Origin of the sequence: Pelagibacterium montanilacus, assembly GCF_003992665.1 — a bacterium.
Classification (GTDB): Bacteria; Pseudomonadota; Alphaproteobacteria; order Rhizobiales; family Devosiaceae; genus Pelagibacterium; species Pelagibacterium montanilacus.
Genome location: NZ_RZMX01000036.1, coordinates 103162 through 125963 on the forward strand (window position 1 = coordinate 103162; position 22802 = coordinate 125963).

A 22802-nucleotide genomic window follows, 5' to 3' on the forward strand; every position below is an offset into this window, starting at 1 on the left:
CCTAGTCCACCTGAGCCAGCGTGTAATAGGGCTCGTTCGAGAAATTGGCGTCGAGCCCGGGCGAAAGCACCGTCCTGCCTGCGCTCTGACCCGAAACGAAGCACTGCAGGGGGAACCGGGAGTCGGTATAGGCCCCCGGGATGACCGCCGAGAACCGTCCCGCCTCCCAGGTCATCGCAACCGACTGCCAGCGCTCGGCCTGGTTGACATGCCGGTAATGCAGCACGCGCGCGGCCGAAGCTTCGCCGCGGACCTTCACCACCACGTCTTCGCCGGCACGAAACGTCGAGGGCATATCCTCGGCCAGCTCATCGCTACCGGTGGCCGGACGGCCCAGAATGGCATCGGCCGTCCGCTGCCCCTTCTCGTCCGGACGCACGGTTTCCACATGCGCGCCCCGTATGGCCTCGAGCTCGAGCAGTTCCGCCTCGATCTCAGCCAGCCGACCGTGCCAGGAGCCGCGCAGCCAGCTCTGCGGACCGAACGTGATGTCGTCGGGGAACAGCTCCCGCGATACCGCCGCCGCGCCCCGCCACCCCTCGACGGCGACCTCCATATGCGCGATCATGATATCGATCAGCGTAGAGGCGCCGGTCAGCACATACAGCTCGGCCCAGCAGGCGGCCCTGAACTTGGCGGCGAAATAGCGTGCCATGCCCGCAAGGATGCCCACATCGCCCCGGATGCGCTTGGTCTCGCCGCTTGCGCCGACACCACTGCCCATGGCGGCAAGTTCCGCTTCGCATCCCTGCGCCAGCCCATCGAGCCAGTCGGCGACGTCGAGCGGGGTATAGCGCGTGCAGGTGCCTACCTCATGAAGCTCGGCCACGAACTCGCGCGCCGTGGCAAAGAGCATGGAATCGAAGGTCGGCGCATTGCCGAACCGCAACGGCCCTTCCATGTCGAAGGCGTACGCCCTGCGGCCCGAACCTTCCAGAAGCGGAAGATTGGTATAGATTTCCGGCCAGTAGAAATTGTTGGACGCCGAGGGCCCGTGGGTGAGCGTGATCAGCGGCAGGATGCGGCTGGCGAGCGCGAGCGCTCTTTCACACGGCTCTGCTGCGTCCCCGCATTCGCGCTTGAGATACCGCATCCAGCTCTCGCGCGGCGCATCGGGATTATAGATCAGCCTGCCCCAGACCCGGTACTGGTAGGCATACCGCTCCCAGTCGCGCCCGGTGGCAAGGCCCTGCTTGCTGTAGCCAGCGCGCTGGCCAGCCATGGTGGTCCCCATGCGCCCCTTGAACGAAAGCGGCTCGCACCATTCCACGCCGTCCGAGCCGCAGAACTGCGAACTGCGCCCATAGCCGGCGGCCATGGCCGGATCCCCCCAAAGGAGGAACCTCTGGGTCCCTGGCCAGATGCGGTAGAGCACCTTGTAGTCGCGATCCCGGGCAAGCAGGTCGCCATAGGAATAGCGCAGGAATTTTCGCGACCCTTCGCTCAATTGCTCGCGCTGGGACCGCGCCGTCTCGGGAGGATACTCCTTCTCCCGGATCGCGGATTGGTGGTAGGGCGGCCCCATGTGCTCGGCTAGATATTTCGGCGACACGGTGATGGGCATGCCGCTTGCCCGGGCGATATCGATCATCCTGTGATCGAGACCTTTGGCGTGCATGTCGATTTCCACCGGGCGTCCGCAATCGGCGACACCGGCAAAGGCCTGTTCCCAGAACCCGTAATCCCCCTCGGCGATGCCGCCCTCCACATGCACGCGGAAGGTCAGCCCCGTGATCTGGGGACATTCGCGTAAAAGGCTGGAGATGGCCTTGCGGCAATAGGGCGCGAGCGTGTCGTCGGTAATGCCCGTGATCGCATGATTGGCGCGCGGGCAATCCTCGAAATCGTAACGCTGCGTCCACAAGGCGAGCTGGAAATCCAGCCCCCGGCGACGCGCCTCCCGCCCGATGAACTTGAGCATCTCGAGATTGTCCCGGCGCTCGTCGTCCGAGAGCCCGGAGACCCTGACATTGTGACCGGGGACGTCGATGAGGAACGGATAGGGGAAGTAGAAGTAGACGTCTGTGATCCAGGCATTGTGGTAGGGATAATTGTACCCCATGCCCAGGGTCAGCGAGAACCTGTTGAACCGGTTATAGGCGAGCATGGAGAGATAATCGCGCCACCCCTGCCTGTCGTAGAACCAGGGCTTGTCTTCCTGCTCGGAGCAAAAGAGCCGCGCCATCGACCGGATCGGTGCGGCCGGTGTTTCCGCCAGCGGGAAATGCCCCAGCTGCCCGTCCGACGAATGGACGATCCGGTCGGCAATCTCGGTGAGCGCAAACACCAGCCCGCGCATGTCCGCGCCCCAGGCGTAAAGAACATCATCCTCGGTAAACAGCGCCAGGCTCTCTGCCGCTTCTTCGAGCCGGACGCCGACCCGGTCTGCCGCCGCGCGCACCTCTTCCGCCGCGCCCATCGCAATGGCCAACCCCTTTGGGCCGAGCGGGTTGGCCTCGAGCGCGAGGCCGACCTCCCGCTTGGCCCACTGGATCTGCTCGTTCTGAGGGGTGCCATCGCCTGCGGCGGCCACAAGCCGCTGTATGCTGGTCATCGATTGTCGTCCTTATCGTAATACTGGGCGGGATCGTAGCGCCCTGTTAGCGCTACCTTATCGGAACCACACCGCCGTCGAACCGCCATCAGTCAGGCCGTGGTGAGGGGTGTGGGCGAGGACTGGATCTTGATGGGATGGGGTTCGGCAAAATGGCACGCCGTGAGCTGGCCTGCGGCCACAGTCTTGAGCGGGGGCTGTTCCTGGGCACAGATCGGCTGAGCCAGGGGGCAGCGCGTCCGGAAACTGCAGCCGCTCGGAATTGCCGAAGGGCTCGGAACGTCTCCGGTCAGAACGATCCGGCGCGCCCGTTTCTTGGGGTCGATGGCCGGAGCCGCCGACAGCAGCGCCTGGGTGTAGGGATGCTGAGGGGCCGAGAAAACCGTCGCCTTGGGCCCGATCTCGATGATCCGCCCCAGATACATCACCGCTACCCGATCGGCGATGTGCCGGACGATGGCAAGATCGTGCGAAATGAACAGATAGGCCATCCGGTGCTGCTTCTGGATATCCTGCATCAGGTTCACGATCTGGGCCTGCACCGAAACGTCCAGGGCAGACACCGGCTCGTCGGCCACCACGAAGCTGGGCCCAAGAGCGATCGCCCTTGCGATCCCGATCCGCTGGCGCTGACCGCCCGAAAACTGGCGCGGATATTTTCTCATGTCATCGGGTGAGAGACCGACCTGCTGGAGCAGCGTCGTGATGCGCTCGCGCTGCTCGGCACGGCGCGTTATGCCGAATGCGGCCATGGGTTCGGCGATGATCTGCTCGACCGTTCGGCGGGGGCTGAGCGAGCCGAACGGGTCCTGGAACACGATCTGCATCTGGCTGCGCAGCTTGCGCAACTCCGATGACGAGAGCGCATTGACGTTCTGCCCGTCGAAGGTCACCTGACCCTCGCTGGCGTCCAGAAGGCGCAGCACCAGCCGGCCGGTGGTGGACTTACCGCACCCCGATTCCCCGACAAGCGCGAGTGTCTCGCCGCGGTCGATATCGAACGAGACATTGTCGACCGCCCGCACCGAGCTGTCCTTCTTGAGCGGATTGATCCGGAACCGGGGCGCGAAGATTTTGGAAAGGTTGCGGACTTCAAGCAGCTTTTCGGTCATCGCGATGCCTCCGGTATGGCGAAACAGGCCGCAGAGTGCGTTTCCGATACCTTGAAATGGGGTGGCAGCTCGTTCTTGCAGATATCCATGCGCTTGGGACAACGGTCGTAGAACGTGCAGCCGGTGCCCCGATCGGCGACAGCGGGCACCGTGCCAGGAATCTGGTAGAGGCGCTGGCCCTCATTGGTTTCGCTGGGAATCGATCGCAACAAGCCCTCGGTATAGGGGTGAGCTGGGTCGGCGAAGATTTCGTCGACATTGGCGATCTCGACCACGCGCCCGCAATACATGACGAGCACACGGTCCGCGATGTCCGCGATCACGCCCAGATCGTGCGAGATCAGCACGATCGAGGTCTGGAACTTGGTGCGCAGGTCGCGCATCAGCTCGAGGACCTGGGCCTGGATCGTCACGTCGAGCGCCGTGGTCGGCTCGTCCGCGATCAGCACCTTGGGATTGCACGAAAGCGCCATGGCGATCATCACCCGCTGGCGCATGCCTCCCGAAAACTCGTGAGGATAGGATTTGAACCGCTTCTCGGGATCGGGAATGCCGACCAGCGTCAGCATTTCGAGGGTCCTCTTATACCGCTGCTGCGCGTTCATCGGCTCGTGCAGCATGATCGCCTCGGAAATCTGGTCCCCGATCGTCATCACCGGGTTGAGCGAACTCATGGGCTCCTGGAAGATCATGGCGATGTCGTTACCGCGAATGGCCGGCATCTGCGACATGGGCAGATCGAGCAGGTTGCGCCCCTCCAGCTCCACGCGCCCGGTCGCGATGCGGCCCGGAGGGCTCGGGATCAGCCGCATGATCGCGAGCGAGGTCATGCTCTTGCCGGACCCCGATTCCCCCACGATCCCGAGACACTCTCCGGCGCCGACAGAAAAACTGACATCATTGATGACGCGCAGCGCTCCGCCCTCGGGTCCGAATTCGATGGACAGGTTGTCGACCTTGAGAACCGGTTCAGTCATCGCGCGTCTCCGGGTCCAGCACGTCCCGTACGGCGTCGCCCACCATATTGAACGCCAGAACGGTAAGTGTGATTGCGGCACCTGCCGCGATGATGGGCCAGGACGAACCGAAGATATTGTTGAGCCCGTCACGGATGATGTTGCCCCAGCTCGGATTGGGCGCTTGCGTGCCCAGCCCCAGAAAGCTCAGCGTAGCCTCCAGTCGGATGGCCGTTGCGATCCAGAGCGTCAGCACCACAACGATCGAGCCCGAAATGTTGGGCAGGATGTGGCGTGCAATGATCCGCAGGGGACCGACCCCGCACGATACCGCCGCCTCGACAAACGGCTCGGAGCGCATCGCCAGCGTCGATGCCCTGGCAATGCGGGCGAACTGGGGAGCAAAGGCGACCGTGAGCACAGCCACCATGTCCCAAAATCCCGACCCCAGCGCCGCAGCCACGAGAATGCCCAGCAGCAGCGCTGGAAAGGCGAGGAGCAGATCGACCACCCGGCTGATCAACCGGTCGGCCCATCCCCCGAAATAGCCCGCCACCACGCCCAGGAAAGTGCCCACGACAGCCGCGATTATCGGCGAGATGATGCCGATCAGCAGCGAGTTCCGCGCGCCGTAGATGATCCGCGAAAGCACATCCCGGCCGTAATGGTCCGTGCCCAGCCAATGATCTGCCGAGGGCATCTGGTTAAGACGCAAGAGGCTCTGCTGGACCGGATTGTAGGGAGCAATGAAGTCGGCGAACGCCGCCACGACCATGATGATGATCAGGATGAAAAGGAAGAACTGGGTGATGGGCTCCCGCCGGATCGCCGCCCAGAGTTGAACGATCAGGCCGTTGTCGTCCATGCGCGCAGGTTTTTCAGCGACGGCACTCATTTACTCGCTCCTGATGCGCGGATCGATGAAGATGTAGATGATGTCGAGAGCCAGGTTCACGAGGACCACGAAAAACGCGAACACGACGATCCCTGCCTGCATGACCGGATAGTCTCGCTGCTCGATGGCACCCACCAGCAGATTGCCAAGCCCGGGACGATTGAAAATCAGCTCGATCGCCACCGACCCCGACAGCGTCGCCAGCGTGGAAAGCCCCAGGCCCGTGGCGATCGGCAGCAGCGCGTTGCGCAGTCCGTGGCGATAGATGACACGCCTCTCCCTGCCCCCCTTTGCCCGCGCCGTCCGGATGTAGTCCTTCTGGAGGACCTCGAGCAGCGAGGACCGTGTCAGCCGGCTCAGGAACGCCGCCTTGAGGATGCCGAGCGTGAACGCGGGGAGCGCGAGGTGGTGCATGCGGTCCCAGAAATCACTCCCGCCGCCGCTGATCGGAAACCAGCCCAGGTTCAGGGCGAAGACGATGAGCATCAGCGCTCCGAGATAGAAATCGGGAACGGCGAACCCTAGGAGCGCGAAGATGCGTGTGCTCGAATCGGCGCTCTTGCCCCGCTGTGTGGCGGCGATGACCCCCAGCGGCAGCGCCATGATCGTCCCCATCAGCATGGCCGCGATGGTCAGCTCGATCGTGAAGGGCAGATGCAGGGCGATCAGTTGCCCCACCGAAAAACTGCTGATCAGCGACTCCCCGAAGTCGAGCGTCACGACATCCCACAGGAACACGAAGTATTGCTGCCAGAGAGGCAGGTTGAGCCCCATCTGCTCGCGGAACAATTCGAGTTGCTGGGGCGTGGCGTACTCCCCGAGGGCGGCGATTGCCGGGTCCCCGGGGAGCATGCGCAAGGTTATGAAAACCAGAGTCAGCGCCAGCAGCATTGTGGGTATCGCATCAAGCATACGCAACGCGACAAGTCGGAACATGGGTACTTCCTTGTTGGATGCTCAGGACAGCCGAAGTGCAGCCGATGCCGATGCCGTTGTCTAGGTCAGGCGCGCCTGATCGAGCCGCCAGTGTGCGAAGCCCGACTCCATTTCATATCCAAGGTCCACGTCCGGGCTTCTCACGATCAGATAACCGTTCGTTGACACGGGGAGGTAGACCGCGTCTGACATCACCTGCTCGTCCATCTGGCGTATCAACTCGAGGCGCGCGTCGAAGTCGGGCTCGTTGTTGGCCTGATCGAGCAAGTCGTCGATACCCGGCATTTCCACGCCATACTGGCTGAAATTGGGCCCGCCCGAGCCGTCTTCCTTGGCCGCGGCATCCGCACTGAGCATTTCGAGATAGGGCTGGGTCGGCACCGGCGGATAGGCCGAGGAGCGCTGTGAAAGCGTGTTGACGCCTTTGTTATTCTCCGCGTGATAGCCGGTGTGGTCCATGATGTTGAGCTGCATGTCGATGCCGGCGCGGCGAAGCTGTTCCTGCACGATCAGGGTGACCGAGCTGTAATCCTCACGCTGGCTGGTAAAGCAGTTGAACGAGAGACCTTCCTTGCCGGCTTCCGACAGGAGCTGCTGGGCCCGTTCGACACTGTAGTCGTAGCGGATCTCGTCGGGGATTGTCTCGTCGGTAAAACCGCCCGGAAAGCTGGGCGGAAGCACGCCGTATGTGCGTTGACTGATCGGCGCCATGGCCGCCGCGATCTCGTCCCGGTCGATCGCATAGAACAACGCCTGCCGGACGCGGATATCCTCGAAATCCGGATAGGTGAGGTTCAGGTGCAGCGAAAAGAAGCTTCCCGGCGAAGCGACGTCGAAGAGAAGATTGGGGTTCTGCTGCTGGATGGAGGGCACCCAGCCCGGACCCCGCACGCCTTCGATCATGTGCACCTCACCCGACATCAGCGCCAGAGTGTGCGCCGTAGTGTCGAGGATGTACTGCGCCTGCAGCCGCGGCATCGCCGGCGGGCCGTCAAAATAGTCCTCATTGGCCACCATGATCACGCCTTGGGAGGGATCGGCATCGAGTCGCTCGAACACGTATGGCCCTGTGCCGATAGGATCTCTCTCGAAGCCTTCGCCTTTCTCTTCCAGCGCAGCGCGCGGAACGATGCTCGACGCATATGAGCTCAAGGGCCCGGACAGGAACAGCGGATCAGGCGTAAAGAGCCGGAAGGTCACCTGATAGTCGCCTTCGGCCTCGATCGAGGAGATGTTCTCGAACAGTACGCGCCGCGTGCCGATCTGCTCGGGATCGAGCAGCCGCTCGAACGTGAAGACGACATCGTCGGACGTCATCTCACCATAGCCCTTGTGGAACTGGACGCCCTCGCGAAGCTGAAACGTCCATGCGGTTGAATCCTCGGAGACCTCCCAGGACGTGGCAAGGCTCGGTCGGAATTCGCTGTTGTCGAGGGCAAACCGGCCCCTCGGCAGCTCGACCAGCTTGTCAAAGATGTGGATGATCGACCATTCGTCCGATCCCTGGATGGATTTGGCCGGGTCGAGCGTGTTGTTGCCGCGCGCCGAGAACGCCATGCGCAGCATGTCATCCGATTGCGCGAAGGCACTGCGCGTGATTGCGGGCATAGCACCGAAGCCCGCAAGAGCTGCGGAGCCGCCCAAAAAATGACGCCGATTGAGTTTCATTGCGTGTTGTCCTCCTAAGGTACCGCTACCAAATGCAGCAGGATGCGACTCCATTGACCCTCACGAAAATTCTCCCTGTCGGAAGCCGCACGTCACGGTAGCGCTACCGTGCGCGGGGTGTCAACTTCGATTTCGCAAAGTTTCCAACTCGCATCCGGACGGCTGCAAGCTGCTTCCCGCCGCACCATCAAGCCCCCGTTTCCGGCCACCTCGAGTTCTTGTGTGACCATCGCTTATAATGTGAAATACAAATGCCATGGGACACGGGCAACGCAGGGGGGCCGGACGGATGAGTGGGAATTCGAGGAAGCGGCGGGGAGACGGCCGCCCCACAATAGCGCAGGTTGCGGCACTTGCCGGCGTCGGCACTATGACAGCCTCCCGTGCTTTGCGAACGCCCCACCTGGTCTCAGACGCGTTGCGCGCCAGCGTGGAGCGCGCGGTAGAAGAACTCAACTATGTTCCCAATCTCAGCGCCCGCGCCCTGGCCTCCAAATCCTCCGATGTCGTTGTGGTTCTCGTGCCTACACTGACCCAGCACATCTTTTCCGAAGTGGTCAAAGGCATCTATGACGGCCTGGAGGGCACCCCTCTGCAGGTCCAGATCGGCAACACCCGATACGACGCCGAAGAGGAAGAACGCCTGTTGCGCGTGTTTCTGCGCCAGCGCCCCAGCGCCGTCATTGTCTCTGGCACCCATCAGAGCAAGGCGTCCCGCCAGTTGCTCGAGCGTGCCGGCTGCCCGGTCGTCCAGATCATGGACGTTTCCGACGACCCCATCGACCGGATCGTCGGATACTCCCATGTGGACGCCGGCTACGCAGCCACCCGCCACCTGATCGAAAAGGGATATGAGCGGCTGGCGTTCTTCACCGGCTGGATGCACCAGCGTGCCGAAGGCCGCCTGAGGGGCTTCGAACAGGCCACCCGGGAGGCCGGCATATACAGGCCGGACCTGATCTTCAGGGTCGAGGACCGGGTCAGCTTCGATCTCGGGAGCACCATGGCCGGACCGAACCGGCGTTTCGGGTCCCATCCGTTCTCGAGCCCGGGACTGGGCCGAGCGATGCTGTCTGACGCCCTGGACCTTCCCAGACCGCCCGACGCTGTCTTCTGCAACAATGACATCCTGGCCATCGGTGTGCTGTTCGAAGCCCATTCCAGGGGCATCGCGGTGCCCGATCAACTTGGCATTTGTGGCTTCAACGATCTCGACCTGATGGCCGCAGCGCATCCTTCACTCTCCAGCTTGCGCACGCTGAGATACGAAATCGGGTTCGAATCGGTGCAGGTGATCCGCCGGGCGCTCGATGGTCGTCCCGACGACCAGAAGATCCGCAACATGGGTTTCGAGGTCATGGCCCGCCAGAGCACCAACAGGAACGGCGGCTGACGTTGTTCTCGGCCTGCTCGGTTGCAAGGCCGCCCTTTGCCATCGTCCGTCGCGATTGGACTTTATCCGAAACCCTGATACAGCTCTGCGAATCTTACCCGGGGAATCGTGAATACATGTCCCGAAATTTTTTGGTGATCGACCCCGAGCAGGGGATGGATGTGCTCAAGGGCCTTGCCTCGCCCGTCAGGATCCGGATCCTCAAGCTCCTTCATGAGCAGGGCTCCCAGAACATCAACGAGATCGCCCGTATTCTCGAGCTGCCCCAATCCACGGTTTCGGCCAATGTCTCGATTCTCGAGGAGGCCGACCTTATCCGCTCGGACATTCTCAAGGCGCGCAAGGGCAACCAGAAAATCTGTCATTCCAATTTCGACGAGATCCTGATCGCCTTCAAGGATGCGGTGGGACCGGCGCGGAGCGGACATATCGAGGTCGCCATGCCGCTCGGGCTCTACACCAATTGCGAAGTCATCGCCCCGTGCGGCCTGTGCACTCCGGACGGAGTTGTGGGCCTTCTGGACGTGCCCGACACCTTCCTCGACCCCGAGCGCATGCGCGCCAGCCTGTTGTGGTTCACCCGAGGCCATATCGAGTACCAGTTCCCCAACAATGCCAAGCTCTCCAACACCGAGATCGAGGCCATCGAATTTTCCATGGAGCTCTCCTCGGAAGTACCGGGAACCAGCGCCGACTGGCCCTCTGACATCACCGTCTGGGTCAACGGCATCGAAGTGGGGACCTGGACCTCGCCCGGCGATTACGGCGACAAGCGCGGCGTCTACACCCCAGACTGGTGGAAGCTCAAGGGCTCGCAATACGGCAAGCTCAAGACCTTCCGGGTCAACGGCACGGGCAGCTTCGTCGATGGCGTCCGGATTTCGGGCGTCACCCTCGCGGACCTCGATGTGAGCGCTCACCATTCCATCAGGCTGCGGGTCGGCATCCGTGACGACGCCCGTCATCCGGGCGGGATCAACATTTTCGGCCGGGGCTTCGGCAATTACGATCAGGACATCGTCATGCGGATCGACAAGGCCGACTGACCATATCCATTTTCCCGCGGGCGATGGCCATTCGGTCGTTGACAACCGCTGACCCTGCAATCATCTTTTCCGATATAAATCCGATAAACGGAATATGTTGGGAGGATGATGATGAAGGCCACCGCCACGGCGCACCGGGATTTCACGATCAGCACGATCGACAACCGAATCTATGGCGCGTTTCTCGAGCACCTGGGCAGGGCCATATATTCGGGCATCTATGAGCCCAACCACCCCACCGCGAACGCCGACGGCATGCGCGAGGACGTCATCGACCTCGTCCGCGAACTCGACGTTCCCGTGGTGCGCTATCCCGGCGGCAATTTCGTTTCCGCCTACAATTGGGAAGACGGTATCGGCCCCAGGCAAGATCGCCCGGTGCGGCTCGATCTGGCCTGGCACACCTCCGAAAGCAACGAGGTCGGGATCCACGAATTTGCAGACTGGTGCCAGTCGGTCGGCACCGAGATGATGCTGGCCGTCAATCTGGGCTCCCGCGGGCTCGATGCGGCGCGCAACTTCGTGGAATATGTGAACCACCCGGGAGGCTCCTACTGGAGCGATCTGCGCCGTGCCAATGGTCGCGAGGAGCCCTGGAACGTCCGGCTCTGGTGCCTTGGCAACGAGATGGACGGCCCCTGGCAGATCGGCCACAAGAACGCCGCCGAGTATGGGCGCCTGGCCGCCGAGACGGCCAAGGCCATCCGCGCCTTCGACCCCGGGCTCGAACTCGTGGTCTGCGGCTCGAGCCATTCGGGCATGCCCACCTATCCAGATTGGGAAGCAACCGTCCTGGAACACACCTATGACGTGGTCGATTACATCTCGCTGCACATGTATTTCGCCAACCACGAGAAGAACACGGGCAACTACCTGGCGCTCACCAGCAAGCTCGAGACCTATATCGATACCGTCGCCGGGGTGATCCAGTTCGTCAAAGCCAAGCGACGCTCGAAAAAGGATGTCTACATCTCGTTTGACGAATGGAACGTCTGGTATCACTCGAGCCAGCAGGATCGCGCGATTCTCCAAGGCGGCGATGGCTGGCCGCACGCCCCTGGCCTTCTCGAGGACATCTACAATTTCGAGGACGTCCTGCAGGTGGGGTTGATCCTCAACGCCTTCATCCGCAAGGCGGACGTGGTCAAGATCGCCTGCATCGCCCAGCTCGTGAACGTCATCGCGCCCATCATGACCGAGCGCGGCGGCCCGGCCTGGCGCCAGACCATCTACTATCCCTATTATTTCGCATCGCGGTTCGGACGCGGCACCGCGCTCGACCTCGCCGTGGACTGCCCGACCTATGACAGCGACCAGTTCAGCAATGTGAAGTACGCCGACGTCGCCGCGGTCCACACCGAGGATGGCGGCGTGTCGGTCTTTGCGGTCAACCGGCACCCCACCGAGGCGATCGAGCTGGACGTCGATATGCTCGGCTTCGACCACATGAGCCTTCTCGATCACCAGGTTTTGACCCATTCCGATATCAATGCGGTCAACTCCAAAGACAGGCCCGACGAAGTCGCGCCCCGCGCCGGCAGCGGCGCTCGGATGGGAGGGGGCAGGCTAACGGTTTCCCTGCCACCCTATTCCTACCAGATGATCAGAATAGGAGGCTGACCACCCTCTCCCCACGCGTCGGTCACTTTCGACCGGTGACACGACAGCCGTCCGCTTTTGTATCCGATACTATGATCTATATCGCCAAACATGTTGACAGATACCAAGACTAAGGTAGCATTCATAGTCAGGCGCAGAGGAGCGCCTTCTCGAATGGGAGGACGATGATGAGAACGTGGAAGACGCTTATGGCGTCGGCTGCCCTCGCCGCTATGGTGGGCAGTGCGGCATTGGCTCAGAACGCAGCGGTGGACCTGCCGCCGATAACGGAATTTCCCCGCGAACAGACCTTGATCGTGCACAATCCGGATAATCCGGCGGCCAATCCAGACTTCTTCAATATCTGGGTTGCAGGTGCCGGACAGGTTCAGGCCGGCGGCCTCCATCAGCTTATGATGGACACCCTCTGGTACATCGACCCCAATGAGGGGCTGGATGGATCGCTCTACAGCTCGCTGGCGGAAGACCAGTGGGAATACAATGACGATTTCACCGAGATGACGGTGCGCCTCCGGGAAGGCCTGTACTGGTCCGATGGCGTGGAATTCACCGCAGACGACGTCGTCTATACGGTCGAAACTCTCAAGAGCAATCCGGCCTTCGGCGCCGCCGCGGGTCTCAACCGCAATGTGGAAAGCGTGGAAGCGATCGACGACTACACCGTCGTTTTCCACCTCAACGAGCCCAATTCGCGCTTCCATTCCACGTTCACCGTGCGCTGGAACGCGACCTGGATCATGCCCAGGCACATCTTCGAGCAATCCGAGGACCCCACCGCCAACGCCTTCAATCCGCCGGTCGGCCTGGGCCCTTACACCCTTCATTCCTACGATCCCAACGGGGCTTGGTATGTCTGGGAAAAGCGTGAAGACTGGGAGCGCACCTCGCTGGCCCAGTATGGCGAGCCCGGCCCCCAGTACATCATCTATCGCTCGATCCCGAACGTCGACAACCGCCTGATCGAGATGGTCAACGGCAATCTCGACATGATCCACGACCTGACGCCCGAGGCCATGTTCAGCCTCGTGGATCAGGACGAGAATGCCCGCGGCTGGTTCCCGGGCTTCCCATATGCCCACCCCGATCCCACGCTGCCCTCGATCATCTTCAACAACCAGAACGAGCTGTTCGAGGATCGGCGCGTGCGCTGGGCCCTGGCGCTCATGCTCGATGCGCGGCAGATCTCGATGGCGTCCTATCGGGGCGCGGCAACGCTCTCGCCCATCGCCATCCCGCCCACCGGGACCCATCTCGCGGACTATCACCAGCCCCTGCAGGATTGGCTGATCGACTACGAGCTCGATACGGGCTCCTCGGTCATCAATCCCTATGATCCCGACATCGGACTGCAGGTCGCCGAGATGGTCCGCCCGCAGTTCGGCGACGCGGTGCCCACCGACGAAACCGAAATCCGCCAGGCCTTCGGCTATGGCTGGTGGGCCCAGAACCTGGAAGCCGCCGGTGAGCTGCTCGAGGATGCCGGATTCACCCGGCAGGGCAATGACTGGTATACCCCCGATGGCGAACGCTTCGGCTTCACGCTCAAGACGGCGGAAACCGGCGTCATCAACCGCTTCGGCACAATGGCGGCCCAACAGTGGAGCCAGGCCGGCGTGGCGGTGACCGCAGAGGTCGATCCCGTGATCTTCGGAACCACCCTCAACCTCGGGGACTTCGAGGCCATCACCTCCTGGACCATCGAGTCCTGGGGCGGCGACCCGGACCTCTCGTTCTTCCTGGACAGCTGGCACTCGGAGTTCATCGTTGAGCCTGGCGAACGCCAGCCTGCGCGCAACTTCCAGCGCTTCGAGCATCCCGAACTCGACCGCATCATCGACGAGTTGCGCGTCACCGAATTCGGAACCCAGGAAAACCTCGAACTCGGCTACGACTTCGTTCGGCTCATGGTCGATGAAATGCCCATCATTCCAATGATGAGCTACAACGTCTTCGCAGCCTATTCCGAGCAGTACTGGACCGGCTTCCCCGACGCTGTGGAGCGGCCCTATGCCAACCCTGTGACCAACTGGGCGAACTCGCGCTACATCTTCACCCAGCTCGAACCCGCACAGTAGAACCTCCCGGGGCGCGGTGCCTGGCTTTCGGGCCGGGCACCGCCCTCTCCCATCTCCAGAGGTCCCAGTTCAGGCATGCGAGATTATTTCACTTTCGTCCTCAAGCGGCTCCTGCAACTGGCCGCGGTCGTCTTCGCCGGCATCTCGGCCGCCTTCTTCATCACTCATCTCTCGCCGATTTCGCCCGTCGACATGATCGTCAACCGCGTGGCGGCACAATCGGGCGGCGATCCGCTCGCCATCCAGGACCTGCGCGACGCCCTAGCGGCGCTGTTCGGCACCGACCTTCCGCTGCACGAAAAATTCCTGAACTTCTGGGGACGCTTCCTGGTCGGCGACCTTGGCCCGTCCTTGCTCGCCTTCCCCACCCCGGCCATCGATCTGGTCATGCGCGCCCTGCCCTGGACGGTCGGGCTGCTCGTCACCTCGATCCTGCTGAGCTGGACCATCGGCAACATCCTGGGCGGCCTCGGCGGGTATTATCAGAACAATCGTTTCCTCAAGGCCTTCGGCGTGCTGGCCATGGGCGTGCAGCCGATCCCCTATTACATCGTCGCCTTCCTGCTGGTGCTGCTGTTCGGGTATTTCTGGCCCGTCATGCCCATCTCGGGCGGCTTTTCGATCAATGTGCGGCCCGGCTTCACCTTCGAATTCATCGCCTCGGTGATCCACCACTCGATCCTGCCCGCCGCGTCGCTGGTCATCGTGGGGCTCGGCATCTCGTTTCTGGGCATGCGGGCCATGGTCTCCAACATCGTGACCGAGGACTACGTCACCTATGCCGAGCTGGCCGGGGTCCGCACCGAGCGCGTCGTTTTCTTTTACGTGATCCGCAACGCGATGGTGCCCCAGCTCACCGGCCTCGCCATGGCGCTCGGGGGCATCTTCTCGGGCACCATCATCACCGAACAGGTCTTCGCCTATCCCGGGCTTGGCTCGCTTCTGGTAAACGCGGTCAATGCCGGCGACACCACGCTGGTTCTCGCCGTGTCCTCGATCGCCGTCATCGCCGTGGCCGGAGCGATCTTTGTGATTGACCTCATCCACCCGCTGCTCGACCCGCGCGTAAAGGTGAAATAGCCGATGTTCGCAATCATCAGGGACCTCACGCGCTACAACATCGAATTCGCCATCGGGTGCGTTCTGGTCGGCATCATCACGCTCTTTGCCCTTGCCAGCTTCTTTGCGCCCGTCGGCCCGACCATGATCTATGTGGTGCCGCCCGACATGCCGCCGTCGCTGAGCTATTGGTTCGGCACCAATTCACGCGGGCAGGATCTGTTCTGGCAGCTCAGCTACGCCTTCCGCAACACCCTCACCTTCGGGGTCATGGTCGCGGCGATCAGCCGGATCATCTCGATCACCGTGGGCCTGCTGGCCGGCTATCTGGGCGGCTGGGTGGATCGGGTCCTGATGTTTTTCAACGACATCTTCGTGTCGCTGCCCATCTTCCCCATCCTGATCCTCGTCTACTTTGTGCTGCGCAGCAATCTCGACATGTTCACGCTGGCGCTCATCATGGGGTGCCTGGGCTGGCCCTTCGACGCGCGGCTGATCCGCTCGGTCTCGCTGGGGCTGCGCCATCGCGAGTTCACCCGGCACGCGACGTTCTCGGGCATGACCCCGCGCAAGATCATGTTCGAGGAGCATCTGCCCTATGTGATGCCGATCGTCCTGGCCACCGCCATCGCCAACATGATCTGGTCCATCGGCATGGAAGTGACGCTCGCGGTGCTCGGCTTCACCAATCTCAACATCCCCACGGTGGGCACCACGCTCTACTGGGCGAACAACCACTCGGCCATGATCGTGGGCGTCTGGTGGTGGATCCTGATCCCGGTGATCCTGATCGTGACACTGTTCATCGGGCTTTTCCTGCTCACGGTCTCGCTCAACGAATATATCGACCCGCGCTCGAGGCTGCGTCGTATGGGAGGCGCGTGAACCGATGGCCGATTCAACCGATATTCTCACAGTGAAGGGCCTCAAGGCCTATTACCGGATGGCCTATTTCGGCATCGACCGCGAGGTCCGCGCCGTGGACGACATCACCCTCTCGATCCGCCGCAACGAGGTCTACGGCATTGCCGGGGAAAGCTCCTCGGGCAAGACCTCGCTCATCAAGGTGCTTGCCGCCGCCATCCGCCCACCCCTCGAAGTGGTCGACGGCGCGCTCACCTACCGGTTCGGCGACATCGAGATCGATCCCTACAAGGCGTCCAGCGAGGAGGTGAACGCCATCCGCTGGAAGCACCTCTCCTATATCATGCAGGGGTCGATGAGCGTTCTCAATCCGGTGCGCCGGATCAGGCACAGCTTCTCCGATTTCGCCTTCCAGCCCATGGGCGTGGACAAAAAGACGTTCTGGGAGCGCACGCGCGCCCACCTCGAACGGCTCAACCTTTCACCCGACATTCTCAGGGCCTACCCCCACGAGCTCTCGGGCGGCATGCGCCAGCGGGTCACCATCGCGCTCGCCACGGTCTGCCAGCCCGAGTTCATCATCGCCGACGAGCCGACCACCGCACTCGACGTCGTGGTGCAAAAGGACGTGCTCGCCATGATCCGGGACGTCCAGCGCCAGATGGGCTCGTCCGTGGTCTTCGTAACCCACGATATGAGCGTGCACGCCAACATCGCGGATCGCATCGGCATCGTCTATGCGGGCCGGCTGGTCGAGGAAGGGCCGACCCGCACGCTGTTCACCGCGCCAAAGCACCCCTACACCGCCCATCTCGTGGGCAGCCTGCCACGGATCGGGGACACCACCACCAAGGCGGCGCTTGAAGGCCGCCCGCCCAATCTCGCCGATCCCCCGAGCGGATGCCGGTTTCACCCCCGCTGCCCCCTTGCCATCGACAAGTGCAAGACCGAGGTGCCGCCCCTCGAGACGGTGGGCCAAAGCCATCGCAGCGCCTGCTGGCGCGCCGATGAGGTAAAACCCCTCGCCCCGGTCGCCGGCCAGCCCGCACAGGTGACCCCATGACCGCCCTTCTCGATGTCACCGCCGTCTCCAAGCGCTTTGCCATGGGCGGCATCCTGTCTCGCAAGCAGACCGATGCCGTGGTCGATGTCAGCTTCACCCTGGCCAGCGGCACGCCCGAGATTTTCACCATCATCGGGGAATCCGGATCGGGCAAGACCACCCTCGCCCGCATGATCCTGGGGCTCGAGGATCCCAGCGATGGCCAGATCGTCTTCGAGGGATCGAGCGCCGAGGAGCGCCGGAACGCCGCGAGGCGCCTTGCCTTCATGCGCCGCGTCCAGCCCGTCTTCCAGAACCCCTTCGAAGCGTTCAACCCGCTCAAGCAGGTCGAGCGCTATCTCGAGGCGACCGCGCGCACCCTTCTGGGGCTCAAGGACCGCACCGCGATCGAGGACGCCATGGACGGCGCCCTCCAGAAGGTCGGCCTCAGCTACGCCGAGATAAAGGGCCGCTTTCCCCACGAGCTCTCGGGCGGCCAGCTCCAGCGCGTCGCCATCGCGCGGGCCCTCATCCCCGAACCCGCGCTGCTGATCGCGGACGAGCCGGTCTCGATGGTCGACGCCTCGCTGCGCATGTCGATCGTCAACCTTCTGCGCGACCTGCGCGACACGTTCGGGGTCTCGGTGATCTACATCACCCACGACCTGGCCACCGCGTACTACATCTCGGACCGCATCATGATCATGCAGAAGGGCCATGTGGTGGAAATGGGCCCCGCCCGCCCGGTCCTCGAGACGCCTCAACACCCCTATTCCCGCCTCCTCAAACAATCGGTGCTCTCGACCGAAAACGCCGGCCAGGGCGTTCTCGAACCGGCCGACCGTTCCATCGCCAGGGCAGCCTGGGAGAACGCAGGCAGCGGCCGCCTGGTCGAAAAGCCCGACGGGCGCATGGTCCGGGAGTAAGCGTCGGAACGCACGCACGCCCCTGCCCGTTCTTCAGTGTCGCTTCCGCCGATCCGGACGGGAACATGGCCAAGCGGGAACGCATGCGCGAACATATCCTGAGCGAAAACACCAGCACCCACGAGACCGAATCCACACGCTCGCTCCTCATCGGGGTCGGTAGAGCCTTCGGTGGAGCGCTGATCTTTGCCATGCCGATGCTCATGACCATGGAAATGTGGTCGCTGGGCTTCTCGCTCGACCCCTGGCGGATCGCCGCACTGCTCATTGTAACCCTGCCCCTGCTTCTGGGGCTCTCGAGGTTCGGGGGCTTTCGCCCCACCACGCGCCTGCGCGACGATATCGCGGACGTCTTCGTCGCCGTCGTCGTCGCAGCTTTCGCCTCCGGTGCAAGCCTCTTTCTGTTCGGCCTGCTCGAATTCGGCATGTCGCCAAGGGAAATCATGGGCAAGATCGCCGTGCAATTGGTGCCAGCCAGCATCGGGGCCATGCTGGGACGCAGCCAGCTCGGCGGGCGCACCGAGGCCACCGAAGTTCAGAACCAGAACCCATCCTATTGGAGCGAGCTCTTCATCATGGGCGTCGGCGCGCTGTTTCTCTCGCTCAACGTCGCGCCCACCGAGGAAATGGTGCTGATCGCCTACAAGATGTCGGTCTGGCATCAGGTGACGATGGTGGTGCTCTCGCTCGTCCTCATGCACGCCTTTGTCTACACCCTCGACTTCCGCGGCGGCACGTCCCTTGAAGGCAAATCCACCCTGGGCACCTTCGTGCGCTTCACCTTCGGGGGTTATGCGGTCGTGCTGCTGGTCAGCCTGGGCACGCTCTGGCTGTTCGGACGCACCGACGGCACGTCCCTGGCGGCCATCATCAGCTCCACCGTCGTCCTGGCCTTTCCCGGCGCGATCGGCGCCGCTGCCGCGCGGCTGGTGCTGTGATGGGTCCGAGTTCGGGACAGCAAAGGCCGAACCCCACCTCGATTCTGGAATGGGCCTTTGCCGGCTTGGGGATGGTGCTGGTCGCCGCCACCATCGGCTACATGGTCTGGTACGGCATCACCCACCCGGAAACGCCGCCGCAGATATCGGTGACCCCCACGGCGACGAGCCCGATGCCCGAAGGCTATCTCGTGGAATTCACCGCACGCAATCACGGCAATTCCACTGCCGCCGGCCTTCTGGTGAGCGGAAGACTTCTCGACGGATCTGAGGTGATCGAGGAGAGCGAAACCACGGTGACCTACCTGCCCCAGCAATCGGAGCGAAAGGGCGGGCTCATCTTTGAAAACGATCCTCGCGACCACACGCTGCGGCTCCTCGCCAACGGCTACGAACACCCCTGACACCCCCGATCGGATCCCGGGCGAGCACCCTTGAACGCCGTAACATAACCCAGGTTGGTCTCGCGCCCGGCTCATTGCGCATCTGGAACGTCGCAGCGAGGGGCTCATTGCCCACCCGGTCTAAACACTCGAAAGGGAGACACAAATGAACCGTACGTTCATGACGGTGCTAGCCGCATCCTTGCTTGGAACAGCGTCAACCGCGGCACTGACCCAGGAGAGCGACGCGCTTGCCCAACAGGGTCAGAGCTGCGAAGCGCTCGCCGTGCTGATTGAGGAGAACCCCGATCGCCTCCAGGAGGAATGGATCCGGCAAGCCGATGGCGTTGTGCAGGGCGCCTCGGCACAGGAATGCGACACGTATTACCAACAGGCGCGCACCGCGCTCGACAATGAGCAGCAGGGTGTGCAGGGCCAGGGCGCGGACGCCGAAGCAGAAGCACGCATCGTCGTCACCCAGCCCGACCCCGAAGTCAGCGTCCAGCAGCCCGCGCCCGAAGTTTCGGTGTCCCAGGGCCAGCCGGAGGTCAACGTTAACCAGGGTCAGCCCGACGTGCTCGTGCGCCAGACCTCGCCGAACGTGCGCGTTCAGGTGCCCCAGCCCACCATCACCATAGATCAGCCCGCGCCCGAGATCATCATCACGATGCCCGAGCCGGACGTGAACGTGGCCACCCCCGAGCCTCAGGTCGAAGTCGGCCAGGCCCAGCCTGAAGTCAGTGTCGATCAGGGCGAACCCCAGGTGCAGGTGCAGGCCCAGCCCGAGACCGGAGATGACGGGGAAGCCGACGTCGAGGTCCAGCAGGGTGAGGCGCAGGTCGTCCAGCAGCCCGCCGAGGGCGAAGCCCAGGTCAACGTTCAGCAGCAGGAACCCAATATCCGCTACGAGTCCGCCGAGCCCAACGTTCAGGTCGAGCAGGAGGGCGAACCCCAGATCCAGTTCACCGAATCCGGCGAGCCCGACATCCAGGTCCGCCAGGCCGGCGATCAGCGGGCCGAGGATAGCCAGCCGGAGGCAGACCGGCAGCAGCAGACCGCTGCGCAGGGCACCAACGACGAGCGTGCAGACACCTCCGAGGAGTCCACGACTGCGCTTCTGGCCGATGAAGACCGGCAGATGGAGGCCGGCCAGCCCCGCCCCTACAGCGTTGCCGACATCGTCGACCGCGATGTTATCAACGCCGAAGGCCAGGAACTGGGCACCGTAGACCGTCTCGTCATGGTCGAGGGCCGTGCTTATACCGTCCTCGCGCATGGAGGCTTTCTGGGCATGGGCGAGGAAGAGGTTGCCCTGCCGCTCGACTCCATGTCGGTCGTGGATGGCCAGCTCGTCATGCGCGGCATGACCCAGCAGGATATCGACGCACTGCCCGAGTTCGAAGGCGACGCGGCGCAGCAGATCGACACCGATCAGCAGGTCGAGATCGGCACGCCCTAAAGCGTTTCGAGGAAATGTGGATACACTTTTCCGGCTCGGAAACGCGACAGAGCAGAGATTTGGGGCTCCAGTCGCTATTCAATCAAAATGGGACCAGCTCCAAGCCAGCTATGGACGGGGTGGACAGCCCTCCCCGTCATCGCGAAATAACGAAAGGCCCGTGCTCTCGCACGGGCCTTTTTCTCAAGAGGCAGAGGATAATGCTTACGGCGACAGTGATATCGGGTTTGATGGTGGGGTTCTCGCTCACCCTGCATTTCCAGGCCATGATGGGCACCCGCGCCCTACTTTCAGGCAGCGGCGTCCCCAGACACTTTGGGGCGCTCCTTGGCATGTGCGCCATGTTCCTCGCCCAGATCGTCTCGATCTTTGCCTATGCCTGCGTCTATTGGGCGGCCGAGGACTGGCTGGCCATCGGCGGGCTGGAAGGTGAACGCGAATGCGGCTTTATCGACCCGTTCTACTTCTCGCTCATGAGCTACACGACCTTGGGCGTGGGCGACATTTACCCCACCGGCGCGTTCCGCGTCCTCTCGGGCATCCAGGCCCTCAACGGCTTCGCCCTCATAGGCTGGACCGCCTCCTTCGCCTACACCCTGATGCGCAACGGCCCCGACTGAGAACCACGGGCGCCCGGCTTCTTCTGCTCCAGGAAAAGGGTGCCTGGAGTGATTCCAGGAAAAGTGGAGACACTTTTCCGCTTCGGAAGCGCCATAAATCAAAAACTTGGAGCTCCTGTTCTGATTCAATCAGAACAGGACATGCTCTAGCACTGGGACATCATCGAATCCCTGGAGGCCAGCGATCGTTCGCGCGCAATTGTTGCAGCGCGCAAACACCGCCTTGGCAGCGGCGCCGATATCATCGCGCGCTTCCGCGACGAGGTCCTGAGACACAAAACAAGGACAAGGTCAGGAACAAGTTGGAGAAGATCACGCGTTCCCCTGCCTGAGGCGAGATCGCGTCCGCTGCGTCTCCTTGTCCTTTGCGGAGCCTGTGGCTCTGGCGCAGATCGGCAGGCATTTTCCCACCCCATGCGGAAAACCTCGGCCCATTGAGACCCGGCGCCGATGCCCGGGGCCATTGACGACCCCGGGCATGCAGCCGTTCATCTGGCCCAGCGTGCGACCGAGAAGATCGGCGCTTGCCGCGCCGCTCCGACCGCAGGGCTCACTTGGCCGGGAAATGAGTATCGAGGTGGTCCACGATCTCCTCGACATGCATTACGTCGACATATTTGTGATGAAGGTCAAAGAGGTTGACCTTGTGGGTCAGCTCATGGCGATCGAACGTGGCTTCTTCGGCGATCGAGACGTGGAACCCGTTTGAATAGGCATCCACCGCGCTGGCCCGAACGCATCCGCTTGTGCTTTCTCCCAGCATGATCAGGCTCTGGACGCCGAGAAAGTTCAGGTGCGAGACGATCGGAGTGCCCTGGAACACGCTGGCGCGCTGCTTGTAGAGCACGATATCGCCGTCCTCGGGCGTGAACTCGGGATAGATGTCGAAATCCTCCTTGGTCCAGGTCACGTTCTTGCGCTTGGTCGAACCCACGCCCTTGGGCCGGTTCATCGGGCGAAAATCCTGGGTGCAATAGAAGATGGGGATACCGGCCCGCCGCGCAGCCGAGATGATCTGCTTGGTCGGCTCGATGGCCCGGTGCGCATAGATTCCGCAGGTATTGGGGTGCTCGTCCTGGATGTCGAGCGGCATTTCGGGGCCGCCGCGATAGACGATATTGTAGAGATCGATACACACGAGCGCAGGCTTGGGACCCACGAACGTCTCGCGCTCATAGACCGAATACAGGTCCATCATGTCCTGGGGCACGACATCGGCCCAGCAATGGTTTTCAAAGCTCATTGGTGTCTCCTTT

Annotated in this window: 19 protein-coding genes; 12 read left to right on the forward strand and 7 right to left on the reverse strand. The window is 62.6% G+C overall.

The annotated features are described in order from the left end of the window. Position 1: 1 nt before the first annotated feature. From EO136_RS11470 to EO136_RS11495, 6 genes are all read right to left on the reverse strand, one after another. The gene (locus EO136_RS11470; protein ID WP_127144557.1) at positions 2-2554 is read right to left on the reverse strand and encodes a hypothetical protein; all 2553 of its coding nucleotides are present in this window, start codon (positions 2552-2554) and stop codon (positions 2-4) included. A gap of 92 nt (positions 2555-2646) precedes the next feature. Beyond that, positions 2647-3666: an ABC transporter ATP-binding protein gene (locus EO136_RS11475; RefSeq protein ID WP_127144558.1), complete on the reverse strand. Its 1020-nt coding sequence runs from the start codon at positions 3664-3666 to the stop codon at positions 2647-2649. Then, positions 3663-4643, reverse strand: a complete 981-nt coding sequence (locus EO136_RS11480) for an ABC transporter ATP-binding protein (protein WP_127144559.1) — start codon at positions 4641-4643, stop codon at positions 3663-3665. The genes EO136_RS11475 and EO136_RS11480 overlap by 4 nt, the downstream gene beginning before the upstream one ends. Then, positions 4636-5517 carry an ABC transporter permease gene (locus tag EO136_RS11485; protein WP_206513318.1) on the reverse strand — a complete coding sequence of 294 codons (882 nt, stop codon included), beginning with the start codon at positions 5515-5517 and terminating at the stop codon, positions 4636-4638. The genes EO136_RS11480 and EO136_RS11485 overlap by 8 nt, the downstream gene beginning before the upstream one ends. Next, positions 5518-6453: an ABC transporter permease gene (locus EO136_RS11490; protein WP_127144560.1), complete on the reverse strand. Its 936-nt coding sequence runs from the start codon at positions 6451-6453 to the stop codon at positions 5518-5520. A gap of 60 nt (positions 6454-6513) precedes the next feature. Beyond that, complete coding sequence (locus EO136_RS11495; RefSeq protein ID WP_164730552.1) at positions 6514-8121, reverse strand: ABC transporter substrate-binding protein; 1608 nt, start codon at positions 8119-8121, stop codon at positions 6514-6516. Between the two features lie 289 nt (positions 8122-8410). Here EO136_RS11495 and EO136_RS11500 point away from each other — a divergent pair, with 289 nt between their 5' ends. From EO136_RS11500 to EO136_RS11555, 12 genes are all read left to right on the forward strand, one after another. Beyond that, the gene (locus EO136_RS11500) at positions 8411-9514 is read left to right on the forward strand and encodes a LacI family DNA-binding transcriptional regulator (protein WP_127144562.1); all 1104 of its coding nucleotides are present in this window, start codon (positions 8411-8413) and stop codon (positions 9512-9514) included. A gap of 116 nt (positions 9515-9630) precedes the next feature. Continuing rightward, entirely contained in the window at positions 9631-10560 is a 930-nt protein-coding gene (locus EO136_RS11505) for an ArsR/SmtB family transcription factor (RefSeq protein ID WP_127144563.1), read from the forward strand. 111 nt (positions 10561-10671) lie between these two features. Next, the gene (arfA, locus tag EO136_RS11510) at positions 10672-12180 is read left to right on the forward strand and encodes an arabinosylfuranosidase ArfA (RefSeq protein ID WP_127144564.1); all 1509 of its coding nucleotides are present in this window, start codon (positions 10672-10674) and stop codon (positions 12178-12180) included. A 167-nt stretch (positions 12181-12347) separates the two neighbouring features. Further along, positions 12348-14255 (forward strand): ABC transporter substrate-binding protein, encoded by a 1908-nt coding sequence (locus EO136_RS11515; protein WP_127144565.1) that lies wholly within the window; start codon positions 12348-12350, stop codon positions 14253-14255. Positions 14256-14330: 75 nt separating this feature from the next. After that, positions 14331-15335: an ABC transporter permease gene (locus EO136_RS11520; RefSeq protein ID WP_127144566.1), complete on the forward strand. Its 1005-nt coding sequence runs from the start codon at positions 14331-14333 to the stop codon at positions 15333-15335. Positions 15336-15338: 3 nt separating this feature from the next. Next, positions 15339-16199, forward strand: coding sequence for an ABC transporter permease (locus EO136_RS11525; protein ID WP_127144567.1), 861 nt, complete (start codon positions 15339-15341; stop codon positions 16197-16199). Positions 16200-16203: 4 nt separating this feature from the next. Continuing rightward, a complete protein-coding gene (locus EO136_RS11530) occupies positions 16204-17241 on the forward strand; it encodes an ABC transporter ATP-binding protein (RefSeq protein WP_127144568.1) in 1038 nt (345 codons plus the stop codon). Further along, positions 17238-18146 (forward strand): ABC transporter ATP-binding protein, encoded by a 909-nt coding sequence (locus EO136_RS11535; protein WP_127144569.1) that lies wholly within the window; start codon positions 17238-17240, stop codon positions 18144-18146. The genes EO136_RS11530 and EO136_RS11535 overlap by 4 nt, the downstream gene beginning before the upstream one ends. A gap of 83 nt (positions 18147-18229) precedes the next feature. Beyond that, positions 18230-19084 (forward strand): TIGR02587 family membrane protein, encoded by an 855-nt coding sequence (locus tag EO136_RS11540; protein WP_127144587.1) that lies wholly within the window; start codon positions 18230-18232, stop codon positions 19082-19084. Beyond that, a complete protein-coding gene (locus tag EO136_RS11545) occupies positions 19084-19488 on the forward strand; it encodes a TIGR02588 family protein (RefSeq protein ID WP_127144570.1) in 405 nt (134 codons plus the stop codon). Before EO136_RS11540 ends, EO136_RS11545 begins: the two co-directional genes overlap by 1 nt. A 145-nt stretch (positions 19489-19633) precedes the next feature. Continuing rightward, complete coding sequence (locus tag EO136_RS11550) at positions 19634-20926, forward strand: PRC-barrel domain-containing protein (protein ID WP_127144571.1); 1293 nt, start codon at positions 19634-19636, stop codon at positions 20924-20926. 200 nt (positions 20927-21126) lie between these two features. Further along, the gene (locus EO136_RS11555; RefSeq protein WP_206513319.1) at positions 21127-21546 is read left to right on the forward strand and encodes an ion channel; all 420 of its coding nucleotides are present in this window, start codon (positions 21127-21129) and stop codon (positions 21544-21546) included. Between the two features lie 550 nt (positions 21547-22096). Here EO136_RS11555 and EO136_RS11560 read toward each other — a convergent pair. Next, positions 22097-22789, reverse strand: coding sequence for an isochorismatase family protein (locus EO136_RS11560; RefSeq protein WP_127144572.1), 693 nt, complete (start codon positions 22787-22789; stop codon positions 22097-22099). Positions 22790-22802 lie beyond the last annotated feature (13 nt).